At 45.4% G+C, this 12,034-nt stretch carries 12 protein-coding genes; 4 read left to right on the forward strand and 8 right to left on the reverse strand.

The annotated features are described in order from the left end of the window. Positions 1-6 precede the first annotated feature (6 nt). The 5 genes from AC0L66_RS22315 to hutC all read right to left on the reverse strand — a co-directional run bounded on the left by AC0L66_RS22315 (position 7) and on the right by hutC (position 5,024). Complete coding sequence (locus AC0L66_RS22315; RefSeq protein ID WP_473569451.1) at positions 7-216, reverse strand: hypothetical protein; 210 nt, start codon at positions 214-216, stop codon at positions 7-9. Further along, on the reverse strand, positions 167-1,705 hold the full coding sequence (gene hutU, locus AC0L66_RS22320) for a urocanate hydratase (RefSeq protein ID WP_473569452.1): 1,539 nt from the start codon (positions 1,703-1,705) through the stop codon (positions 167-169). Before hutU ends, AC0L66_RS22315 begins: the two co-directional genes overlap by 50 nt. Before the next feature lie 158 nt (positions 1,706-1,863). Beyond that, positions 1,864-2,907 (reverse strand): formimidoylglutamase, encoded by a 1,044-nt coding sequence (gene hutG / locus AC0L66_RS22325; RefSeq protein WP_473569453.1) that lies wholly within the window; start codon positions 2,905-2,907, stop codon positions 1,864-1,866. Then, positions 2,897-4,117 carry an imidazolonepropionase gene (gene hutI / locus AC0L66_RS22330; RefSeq protein WP_473569455.1) on the reverse strand — a complete coding sequence of 407 codons (1,221 nt, stop codon included), beginning with the start codon at positions 4,115-4,117 and terminating at the stop codon, positions 2,897-2,899. The genes hutG and hutI overlap by 11 nt, the downstream gene beginning before the upstream one ends. Before the next feature lie 196 nt (positions 4,118-4,313). After that, a complete protein-coding gene (hutC, locus tag AC0L66_RS22335) occupies positions 4,314-5,024 on the reverse strand; it encodes a histidine utilization repressor (protein ID WP_265677469.1) in 711 nt (236 codons plus the stop codon). A 310-nt stretch (positions 5,025-5,334) separates the two neighbouring features. Here hutC and AC0L66_RS22340 point away from each other — a divergent pair, with 310 nt between their 5' ends. Both AC0L66_RS22340 and AC0L66_RS22345 read left to right on the forward strand, forming a co-directional pair. Then, complete coding sequence (locus AC0L66_RS22340) at positions 5,335-5,949, forward strand: fumarylacetoacetate hydrolase family protein (RefSeq protein ID WP_265677488.1); 615 nt, start codon at positions 5,335-5,337, stop codon at positions 5,947-5,949. A gap of 143 nt (positions 5,950-6,092) precedes the next feature. Then, complete coding sequence (locus tag AC0L66_RS22345) at positions 6,093-6,359, forward strand: DUF5062 family protein (protein WP_265677470.1); 267 nt, start codon at positions 6,093-6,095, stop codon at positions 6,357-6,359. 43 nt (positions 6,360-6,402) lie between these two features. Here AC0L66_RS22345 and AC0L66_RS22350 read toward each other — a convergent pair whose 3' ends face one another. The 3 genes from AC0L66_RS22350 to AC0L66_RS22360 form a co-directional block, all read right to left on the reverse strand. After that, a complete protein-coding gene (locus AC0L66_RS22350) occupies positions 6,403-7,284 on the reverse strand; it encodes a DMT family transporter (RefSeq protein WP_473569456.1) in 882 nt (293 codons plus the stop codon). A gap of 99 nt (positions 7,285-7,383) precedes the next feature. Then, positions 7,384-7,968 (reverse strand): GNAT family N-acetyltransferase, encoded by a 585-nt coding sequence (locus AC0L66_RS22355; RefSeq protein WP_265677473.1) that lies wholly within the window; start codon positions 7,966-7,968, stop codon positions 7,384-7,386. 8 nt (positions 7,969-7,976) lie between these two features. After that, positions 7,977-8,513, reverse strand: a complete 537-nt coding sequence (locus AC0L66_RS22360; protein WP_265677475.1) for a YqhA family protein — start codon at positions 8,511-8,513, stop codon at positions 7,977-7,979. A 158-nt stretch (positions 8,514-8,671) separates the two neighbouring features. Here AC0L66_RS22360 and uvrB point away from each other — a divergent pair, with 158 nt between their 5' ends. Beyond that, positions 8,672-10,642 (forward strand): excinuclease ABC subunit UvrB, encoded by a 1,971-nt coding sequence (gene uvrB, locus AC0L66_RS22365; RefSeq protein ID WP_473569458.1) that lies wholly within the window; start codon positions 8,672-8,674, stop codon positions 10,640-10,642. A 228-nt stretch (positions 10,643-10,870) separates the two neighbouring features. Beyond that, entirely contained in the window at positions 10,871-11,464 is a 594-nt protein-coding gene (locus tag AC0L66_RS22370) for a GNAT family N-acetyltransferase (protein ID WP_265677478.1), read from the forward strand. The last annotated feature ends 570 nt before the right edge of the window (positions 11,465-12,034 follow it).

The raw sequence follows: 12,034 nt of genomic DNA on the forward strand, positions 1-12,034 counted from the left end.
GGCTCCTTAACCATTGTTGTGCTGAGAGCGAGTGTCGAGCATTGGCAAATCAAGCCCTTGCTCTGTTGCGCATGCTTTGGCAATGTCATAACCGGCATCGGCATGACGCATTACGCCAGTGGCGGGGTCATTGTGAAGAACACGACCGATTCTGCGAGAGGCATCCTCACTGCCATCGCAGCAAATTACCATGCCACTGTGCTGTGAGAATCCCATTCCTACGCCGCCGCCATGGTGAAGCGAGACCCACGTAGCGCCGCCGCATGGTGTTGAGTAGAGCGTTCAGTAAAGGCCAGTCAGAAACCGCATCGGAGCCATCCATCATGCCTTCCGTTTCTCGGTTAGGGCTGGCAACAGAGCCTGAGTCGAGGTGATCTCTACCAATGACGACTGGTGCAGATAGCTCACCTGTTTTCACCATTTCGTTGAAGGCTTGCCCGAGACGCTCACGATCCTTCAAACCAACCCAGCAAATTCTGGCAGGCAAACCTTGGAACTGAATACGTTCTCTCGCCATGTCTAGCCAATTGTGAAGGTGAGGGTTATCGGGAATAAGTTCTTTCACTTTTTGGTCTGTTTTATAGATGTCTTCTGGGTCGCCAGACAGGGCAGCCCAACGGAAGGGGCCGATGCCTTCACAAAATAAAGGTCGAATATAGGCAGGGACGAAGCCTGGGAAATCAAAGGCATTCTTCACGCCTTCTTCCAGGGCCATTTGGCGGATGTTATTGCCATAATCGGTGGCGACAGCGCCTCTATTTTGCATGTCTAAAATGGCACGAACTTGCACAGCCATTGAGGCTTTTGCCGCTTTGACAACTTCCTCTGGGTGCTGTTCTCTTTGGTGTTTTGCGTGCTCCATGCTCCAGCCTTGAGGCAAGTAACCGTTTAATGGATCGTGAGCAGACGTTTGGTCAGTGACCACATCAGGGGTGATATTTTTCGCCACCATTTCAGCGTAAACATCCGCCGCATTGCCCTGTAACCCAACAGAGATGGGTGTATCGCTTTGCTCGATAATTGATAGGGCTTCGCTAAGGGAGTGCGCTTTGGTATCGACGTAGCCGGTATTTAGTCGGTAATCAATGCGTGATTCATCACACTCTACAGCGATCATAGAGAAGCTTAGCCATGGTGGCTGCAAGAGGTTGTGCTCCGCCCATGCCGCCCAAGCCATGCGGATTAGTATCCACTTATTACTTGGATCACCAGAAAAGTGCTGTTTCGCCATAGCAACAAAGGTTTCGTAGGTTCCTTGTACAATGCCTTGAGAGCCAATATAGATCCATGATCCAGCAGTCATCTGGCCATACATCATTAACCCTTCTTTATCTAGCTCATTAAAGTGCTCCCACGTTGCCCAATGGGGCACAAGGTTTGAATTGGCAATGAGTACGCGAGGGGCGTCTTTATGAGTTGGGAACACGCCGACAGGCTTACCGGATTGCACGAGAAGCGTTTGGTCTTCTTCAAGGCGCTTCAGCACTTCAACGATTTTGTCATAACAGGCCCAGTCTCTTGCTGCACGTCCAATACCACCATAAACAACAAGGGCGTGTGGGTGCTCTGCCACCTCAGCATCGAGATTATTCATCAACATACGCAATGGTGCTTCGGTTAACCAAGATTTGGTATTTAGGGTCGTGCCGCGTGGCGCTTGAATTGTGCGCTCTGTGTCTAAGCGAGGGTTACAAGGGTGTGTCATGGTTCCTTTCCTTTTGATGGCTAGCCAGAAGAGCTTTATTGCCGTCCCTTCATGGAAGTCACGACGTCGGTCTTTCTATTGGGCTGCGTTTAGAGTTATTGGGTTAACTGTTTTATCGTTATTAATACGTTTGTTTTCGTCTTATCTTTTTGGGGACATTATTTTGCCTGGGATAGCGCGGTCATAATTTGCCAAACTAGGCGAGCCGCCAGCTTGGCGGTGCGACCATCGATATCAAACTCTGGGTTGTACTCGGCAATATCCGCGAGACGAAGTTTGTCTTTATGCTTTAATATGGTTTTGAAATAAGGGTAAAAAATCTCTGGAGATAGACCTAATGCGGCGGGTGCACTGACCCCCGGTGCATGAGCGGCACTGAATACGTCAAGATCAATGGTTAAATAGAGGTGATCGACGTTATCTATGAAGCGCTCTAGCGCTTGAAGGTGAGATGGTGTGACGTCATACAGCATCTCTTCATCAAGCAAGGTCTGTACATTGAGTAGCTCGGCTCGTTCAAATAGCGCCTTGGTATTGCTGGCTTTGCTGACGCCAATACACATGTAATTAAATGGCTGGTGATGGGAGTGACAATAATCAGCAATTTGAGAAAAGGGTGTCCCCGAGCTAGGTTGTAACGTTTGGTCTTTTGCGCTTGAAGCCTTGGCAGTACTACCATCACTTTGGTGAGTTCGATATTCACGCAAATCAAAATGCGCATCGAAGTTGATGATGCCTATACGTGGTGCTGGGCTCTGTTTTTCTAAGTGCTGAGCAAGACCTAGAAAAGAAGACCAGGCAATTTCATGCCCACCACCCAGTACCACGAGAGGCGCGTGTTGTAACTCCCGTGAAATTATCTCAGCAGTGAGGGCTTGGTTTGCTTCTAGCGCCATTGGCACTGTGGCGACATTTCCTAAGTCATAGAGTGTTGATGTTTCATGCCAAGCCAGATTGCAGAGCGCTTGGCGAATACTATCAGGGCCCTGACTGGCACCGATGCGACCTTTGTTTCGTTGAACGCCCTCATCCGTTTCAAAGCCGAGCAATGCCACACGAGGTTGTTTGCCCAACTGTTGATTGGCTAAGGTTGCCACGGGCTTGATAAGATGATGGAGGCGATAGCGATTTTCTCCGTCTTCTTGGTCATCTCGTCCTTGCCAACGGAAGTTATGTTCAGTTTGTGTTGATTTAGTGGACATCTTCAATTACCCCACTAACGACTCGATGCTTGAGTTCACCCATGCCAAGTTGATAGCTCAATTCGCTTGGGTGCGCGATGTCCCAAATCGCTAGATCGGCCGTATAGCCAACGGCGACTTTTCCTAGCGTGTCTTGCTGACCGATCGCTTGTGCGGCATGACACGTTACGCCACGCAGTGCTTCTTCAGGGGTAAGACGAAATAGGGTGCAGGCCATATTCATTGTTAAGCGAAGATCGGCAAAAGGTGAGGTGCCGGGGTTGAGATCAGAACCCAGTGCCATTGGCACTTTATGCAATCTGAGAGCTTGAATGGGTGGTAATTGTGTTTCACGTAGAAAGTAGAACGCGCCGGGCAATAATGTGGCGACCGTACCGCTTTGCGCGATAGCTAACACGCCAGCTTCATCTAGATACTCGATATGATCAGCGGAAAGCGCCTGATATTGCGCGGCAAGTTGTGTTCCCCCCAAATTACTTAGTTGTTCGGTATGTCCTTTAATCGCCAAGCCATGGTCTACAGCCGCTTTAAATACACGCTCTGTTTGCTGTAAGTTGAAGCCGATTGATTCACAAAAAACGTCCACGGCATCGGCGAGTTTGTGCTCGGCTACATAAGGGATGATAGTACTGACAACGTATTCAATGTAGCCATCGGCATCATTACGAAATTCTACCGGCACGGCATGAGCGGCAAGCAGTGTGGTGGTGATTCGTATGCGTCGATGTTGTTCCAATGACTTCGCGGCAACAAGCATTTTGGCTTCATCTTCCAGTGTTAGACCATAACCAGACTTAATTTCCACGCTGGTACAACCGCTTTTTATGAGGCTGTCTAGGCGAGGTAACGCTAGGGTAATGAGTGATTCGACACTGGCCGTACGCGTTGCTTGTACGGTGCTGTTTATACCGCCACCACGTTGTGCGATAGACTCGTAGGACTCGCCTTGCAGCCTTGCTTCAAACTCTTCAGCGCGGCTGCCTGCGAACACCAGATGAGTATGCGGATCGATAAAACCAGGCGTGACGATAGCGCCTTTGCAATCTAAGCGAGGAAAGCTTACATAGGTATCTAAGGTAGTCGCGCAGTCAGGCAATAGGTGCGTAATCACGCCGTTCTCAATGACGATGGAACAAGGATTGGATGGGTCATATCCGCTTGTACCATCTACCATGGAAACCAGTTTGGCATTGGTTAGAATCAGGTTCATATCGGCTCGCTCATTATTGTATATACAAATATTTAGTTTAATCTATACAATTGATCAAGGGGATCGATAATAAAACGTGATCGTTGAGGAATTATTGAGCAGTAAATTTAAAGAGTAGGCGGGTTGGCGGGCGGAAATCCATGCCGTTTCCGCTAGCGATGGTTCGATCTATTTAACGGTTCTATTTAACGGATCATTAGAGCGTGATTTTTGAACTTAATTGGTAGCGACTGCCTGGATGATAGAGTAGAGCACTGCTGATTAACTTATCACCACTCCATGTTCTACGATGGAGAAGTAGGCAGGGCTCGTGCGCACCCATGCCGAGCAGAGAAGCAAGGTTAGCGTCACAGGTAATCGCTTCGACGGTATGCTCAACCGCACTCATTGGACAGTTCTTGCTTAAGTATTCATTAGGCGTAACGGTTGTGAAGTCCTGCTGGTGGTAATTCGGAGCATATTTGGCGTTCACCCAGCGGCATTCGAGTTGGATGGGTTGCTCATCTTCTTTATGCAGTATTTCACTGTAAAAGACCGGACTGTCTAGCATGATGCCCAGCTTAATAGCGATCTCTTGATCAGCATTGATCGACGCATGTTGGATAACTTGGCTGGAATACATTTTGCCGCGCTGCTGCACTTCTTCAGCAATATTTCTGGTATCCAGCAAAGGGGACTCTGCTTTTGTCGAAGGTGCTTTTACAAAGGTACCTAATCGTGGTTTTCGCTCAAGTTTGCCTTCGCCAACCAGATCTCGAATGGCTTTATTCACGGTCATTCGACTGACAGAAAATTGCTTGGTCAACTCCATTTCTGTTGTGATCTGATGACCCACAGCCCAATGACCATTTTCGATATTATTTTCGATGAAACGTTTGATTTGGATGTAAAGGGGTTCAGATGACATACATTGGCTACTTAGCTAACTTAATTGAATATACAAATGGTTATGTAAAACGACGTAAATTGCAAGGTTCAATGAGAATTCATGTTGGATAGTAAGACGATACCCCAACACTGACGTTGATTTATCGTTAGCAACAAACCTCGATCTTCACCTCAACTTTACAAAAATAGTGACAAAATCATCAAGTTGTCATTCATCTTCCGTTATCATGTTCGGCTACCGTCGTCGGTGAGTGTGTGTCATTACGTGGCAGCCGCTAAGACCGCGATGAGTTCTTGATATGAATTGCCTGTATGTCTAAGGAAGGATGATGAAAACAGTTTTAGTCGACAATGAGCAGTACACCCCATCTAAAATACTGTGCGTTGGGCGCAATTATGTTGAACATATTGAAGAGCTTGGAAACGAAGTTCCAGAGAATATGGTGGTGTTTAACAAGCCCAACTCAAGCATTGCGGCAGAACTCTTTTCTTATATCGATGAACCACTCCACTATGAAGCCGAGATCTGTTTTTTGGTTAAAAACCAGCGCTTTTATGGGGTTGGCTTTGGGTTAGACTTAACCAAGCGTGCATTACAGTCGCAGCTAAAGTCGAAGGGCTTACCTTGGGAGCGGGCAAAAGCATTTCACCACTCTGCTAAATTTAGCCGCTTTGTGCCACTTAATGGTATTGATATCAATGAATTGGAAGTTGAACTTTTTATCAATAGTATGCGAATGCAGCTTGGTGGTACTCAGCAAATGATCTATAAGCCGGATGTGATTTTGGCCGAGTTATTGTCATACACGGATTTAGAAGATGGCGATGTTGTCATGACGGGAACCCCAAAAGGTGTGGGTGAAATCATGGCGGGTGATCGTTTCTTAGGGCGAATCAAGCAGGCTGACGTGACATTGATAGAGGTAGAGTGGGTCGCGATATAGTGGGCGAAAGTGGTGCTTTCGAGGCGCATGTGTCGCTAGCGTATTTCATTGATAAAATGTCGGATTTGCTACTGGCTTAAAAACACTAATTGGTATTTTCTCATATAATTGCATCAAGATTTATTGAGATTGATGGTGAATAAATGTCGAAAACAGCGAAGTTAGAAAATGAAGACAAGTTGTTCAAGAAGGCGTTAGAAGTCGGTACTAAAATTGCTGCAATGCAAGGTTACACACTCACCAACCAAGGGACGACTCCGTCCATGAAGGCAAAAGCCATCTACTTGTTTTTAGTAGAAGTGAATCAGATAACCCCGCTTCCCGCCGATAAATGCGATGGAAAAAATATTAGAAAGCGATTAGCGCTATGGATCCATAGCGCATTACCTGATGATGATCCGTTGAAATAGGTAACCATCAAGTGGCATGTATCGTTGAGCCGTATCGACTTGGCTAGATCGTCTCAACTTGTTTTTGCTGTGAGCGGGGTAGCCACTTTGTCCATCGAATGGGCATAATAGGTATAACGATTAGCGTAATACCAATAAGGGTGAGGATATCGGGTATTTCATCAAACCACATCACCCCAAACGCCGTAACAAAGATAAGTCCAGAATATTCAGCCAGCGCGATTTGATTAGCAGGCGCCTTTCTATAGGCAACCACAACCAGCGCATGATAGCCCAGAACCAATAGATTAATGACCATAATCCAGCCAATATGGTGCCATTCAATAGTACTCCACTGCGGTATTGCGAGCGCAAGCGCGAGTGGCAGAGTCATTACTCCCGTCCAAAATAGCGTGGCAACAATATGCTGATCATTGGGCAGTCGCTTAATCAGCACATTTCCAACCCCCATAGAGAGCGCACTGCCAAGCCCTGCGATGGCAGCCCAATGAAATTGTTCAGGGCGTAGGACAATGACTACACCTATAAAGCCAATTAATGTCGCAATCACTTTGGTAGAGTTTAGCTTTTCTTTGAGCAATATCACTGACAATGGCAGCATCAATATTGGTCCGACATAAAACATCGCATTTGCAGTTGCGAGAGTTAAGTGGGTGACCGCAATCATCGCGCAGCCACTGCCCATGAGAATGAACTGTGCACGTAAAAAATTAATGCGACATCCTCCTTGCATTCGGACTGCTTTAGGGAGCTTTAGCCACAAGGGAAGCAGCAGAATGACACTGAATAATTGCCGAATGAAAACATACTGGAAAGTCGGAACTTCACCATTGAGCACTTTAAGAGAGACATCTGAAAAAGAGGCTAATAGGTTGGCAAAAATAAGAAGAAATAGCGCTTGATTGGTCGCGTTGCTTAACGGCATATGGTAGTGGTGATGCGTCACATTTAAAGGTGGCGCATCATATACTGGAATAAAGAGAAGTAGAACTAAAATCGATATTAAACAGGATGTTACTTTACGCTATTTTGCTAAGCGAATCATTGGAGTGGATATCGGCCTTCCTCCGAGTGAGACTTCGCCAATAGGCTGAAAGCCAAACCGCTGATAGAAGGCCACATTTCTAGGGCTAGAGCACTCTAAATAGGCGGGTTTCCCACTGGCGTCAATCGTCGGCAGTGTGGCTGCCATTAAATCATGACCAATCCCTTGTCCCATGTAGGCAGGGTCTACACCGATTAAAGGTAAGTACCAGCAGGGCTCTGATGGATAAAACTGTTCAAGCTCATGAAAAAAACGTTGTACTTCACTTAAGATTCCGGTGGGGCAGGTGGTAAATGCGAGCTGTTTTATCTTATCTTCATCGGGGTGACGGTCAGGAGCGAGCCAGGTAATAACGCCGGAAAAATCCTTTGTCGCCCATGCTGTCCCATCAATAATCGACGGCCCTTGATATAGCTTGGCGTAGTCTGGGAATACTCGCATGAATAGCTCTGCGCTTGGCCAAATGTAGCGGGCAGCAGGATCGCTTAAAAACGCTGCCGTCATACAGGCGCTAAATTGCGGCATGTCAGCCGCGGTGACGGTTTTTAAAGCTCTATTGATCATTGCAATGGTCACTCTGTGTCATCGTTGGTCGGTTGTTTTTCATCGTGTGCTAAGCCGAGAAATTTTAGCCCTAAACTCAACATCAGTATAGCGATAGGTAAGACAAGTGTTTCCCAGCTCAGATTGTCAAAATCAACCAAAACCAGCTCTAAGAATTTGACAAAAAGAATGACAATGATGACTTCTGCAAGAATGTTTTTTAGATGGCCGATATTGGGGGTTTTTATCCAATGTAAGACATTAAATGACTTGAGCTTATCGTTTTCACTGTCCCAAATAAATAAAGTGAACACGCCGTGCGCAAAGATAAAAAGCACCAGTGCAACCAAAAAGGTGTCTAAGGATTTCACCATATAATTTATCGCCAGATCAGCGGTATCTAAATGCGACATATCAGCGGTTTTTTCTGTCCCAATAAAGTAGACGTAGAACGCGGCGTAAGCTTTGGTCGCACCGATTAAACTTAACAAAGCAGACCCGCACAGGGAGCTGATAATGGCAATCCAGCTTACGTAGCGAAAATTATTTATGAATTGCTTTTTCAAAATCGACCTCGATCTGCTGAGTGTCTGTCAAATATAGTTCATGTAAAAGATAGTTCAAAAGAGGGCACACTAAGTAAACGAATGAGAAACGCTATCGTCATGTAAATTATCTTGTGGGGTATATACTCAAGTGACATATTGATGCTGAGGATGACGTGATGGCCTACGACTCTTTTATATTACACTCAAAATATCCCCCATCGGGCGATCAACCAGAAGCGATAGCTAGGCTCATTCAAGGCGTTCAAAATGCGGCAACGCATCAGACATTACAAGGTGTGACCGGGTCTGGTAAAACATTTACCATGGCGAATATTATTCACCGATTAAAAAAACCGACTCTGATATTGGCTCATAACAAAACCCTGGCGTCGCAACTCTACAGTGAAATGAAGGCTTTTTTCCCCAATAATGCCGTTGAGTATTTTGTCTCCTATTACGACTATTACCAGCCAGAGGTCTACATTCCTGGAAGCGATCGCTTCATTCGCAAAGACTCCGCTATCAACGAACAATTGGAACGCCTACGTTTATCGACAACGAAATCGCTCGTAGAGCGCAGAGATACGATAGTGGTTGCGTCGGTGTCTGCCATTTATGGGTTGGGCGATCCTGCGGATTATCGGGCCATTCAAATACCGTTAACGGTAGGCGCAATGGTTGATAAAGAAGAGTTAGTATCGAGACTGTATGCGTTGCAATATACGCAATGCCAAAAAACGATTGAACGAGCTACGTTTCGTGTTGATGGTAATGTGGTTGATATTTTCCCTGCTGATTCTGAGTATAAAGCGATTCGGGTGATTTTGGGCAATCAAACTGTCGAACGTTTGCAGTGGATGGATCCGATTTTAGGGAAAGCCTTAGAGGACATACAGCACTACCGAGTATCACCGAAAACGCTCTATGCGGCTTCACGAAGTCAGTTACTGGCTGCTCGAGAATCCATTCAGCTTGAGCTTGAAAAAAGGATACAAGCGCTTACTGCCGAGTCTCGTTTAACCGAGGCAAGTCGCTTGTTCGAGCGGACCATGCATGATTTAGACATGATGCGGGATTTTGGTTATTGCTCTGGAATGGAAAACTACGCGAGTTATTTAAATAAGCGTGATGTTGAATTGCCCCCAACGACACTGTTGGATTATTTACCGAAAGATGGCTTGCTGTTTATCGATGAATCTCATGTCATGATTCCTCAAATATCCGCAATGTATAAAAGCGATCAAAGCCGAAAAGAGACACTCATTGATTATGGCTTTCGGTTGCCATCAGCACAGCACAATCGCCCCATCATGTTTAGCGAATTTGAAAAGCTAAAACCTCAGACCATTTTTGTATCAGCGACACCGGGAGCGTATGAGTTAAAGCGTTCAGGTAATCATGTGGTTGAACAGATTATCCGGCCAACAGGGCTCTTAGACCCAGTGATTGATATTAGGCCGCTTGCTACTCAAGTTGATGATCTTATTGGCGAAATACAGAAAAGAATTCAGGTTGATGAAAGGGTATTGGTGACGACGTTAACTAAACGAAGTGCCGAATCTCTTGAGCAACACCTTAAGACGTTAGGTATTAAGGTTGGCTATATTCACTCTGATGTGAAAACCTCAGACCGAGTAGAAATTATTGACTCATTACGACGTGGTGACATTGATGTGCTAATTGGAATTAACCTGTTAAGAGAGGGACTAGATATTCCAGAGGCCTCTCTGATTGCTATTTTTGATGCAGACCACGCTGGCTTTTTACGCTCTAAACAAGCGCTTATTCAAATTATTGGGCGGGCAGCTCGTAATGTTAATGGGCTGGCTGTTCTGTATGCAGATAAAGTCACACCAGCGATGCAGCAAGCCATCGCGGAGTCAAATGGCAGACGAGAGCGGCAAATTGCCTACAATCAGATACATAGCATAACTCCAGCATCATCCAAACGGAAAATATCTTCAGAAGTTACGCCGTTACAGCCAGCTTACGAGACAAGCTTTTGCCGCAATTTAACGGAATTATGTCAGCGTATAACGGCATTGGAAGGACAATTGCTACTTGTATCTGCCGAGCGAGACAGGGGGGCTATTGACGACATTCGACAGCAATTAGATAGCTTATATCGACAGTTTATTTTTATCTAATACGGAAGCTGAATTATGCGGAAAAAACAGCTTTTGAAGAGGAACTTCAATAGCTTAGGTATGCGAACGTGTGCAACTGGTTGCTATTGACAAGTTGCTCAAGTCCTGTTTTATTGAGGTTTGGGTATAAAAAACATTTTGGTAAGTACCCATTTGGGTAGCAAGGGTGCCAAGCATAACTGGCGTCTGTTTATGACCTAGTCATTTTGATCCGTTTGAGGAAATAACATGTCTGAATTGAAAATTATAAAGGCGGACTACTCTGCCGTGCCAGCATTGAGTGAGATGTTTATTGATGCATATGCAAACAATGAAGCTATGCAGGCGGCGTTACGACAAGATGAAGCATCCGATTTTGCTCATGATTCATATTGGCGTTGGGCTCTTGGCGAATGGGGTTTAGGGGGCGGCGAAGTGTACACCACACCAGACAATGAAGGTTGTGTGATCATGCGCTCTCCGGGTAAACATGAAGCCGATATTATGCAGAAGATGGAATTACTTGCGATTGTGACACGCATGATGGGCTCGACAAAAATTGAGTTGGCAAAAGAGGTTTGCGAGCAAATGTTGGCAGTACCGCCTCTTCAAGACTGTTACTGGTTATGGGGATTAGGTGTTTCTCCTAAAGCTGGCGGTAAAGGTTTAGCGGGTGCTTTGATAAAAACTGTGACTGATCAAGCCGATGAAACGGGTAAGCCAACTTATGTCGTAGCGTCAAGCGAGACAGTAGTGAAGACGTTTGAGCGCCGTGGCTTTAACGTACTGTCGAAAAGTGAGAACTTCCCATATTGGTTCATGCTTCGACCAGCTCAAGCTTAATCACTACTAGCCAACAATTCTGGTTCACGCTATTGGTAATACACGACAAATGAGTCATACCTAGCTTAGTGCCATGCATAATTATAAAGCGTTAGACTTTTCGTCTAGCGCTTTTTTATGTCTAGCGTTACCAATTGAATGGAATGATAGAGGGGCATCAATCGATTGGTGCTGATCGAAGTTTCAGTTTTGCTATTTGTCAAAATTTTTCGAAAATCAAGTCAGGCGTCATCACAAAATCAAGCCTTTTATTTTTCTTCTTGCAGAACTCGATTTCTCTAACTAGCATTTAATTAACAAAAATATAACAAGTGCTTACGTTATATTTATTGACACTAAACTTAATAAGTAAGTGGTTCGTTGTTTGCTTTGAGCATTTACCTGTTGGGTTTGTTTGAGTCTTTTCGGCTCACCTTGTTTCGCTAATTTGTAGTGGAGCGTGCTAAAACTCAGTCGTTTGGTCTTGTGAGAAAAATGTTGTGGCAAGAGTACGGCGAGATGAGTTTGATTATGACATCACCATCCTAATCAGTTTGATCACTGCTTGGACGTGCTTGGTTGATGTTTCAG

It is taken from the genome of Vibrio sp. GJ43-1, from assembly GCF_055808835.1.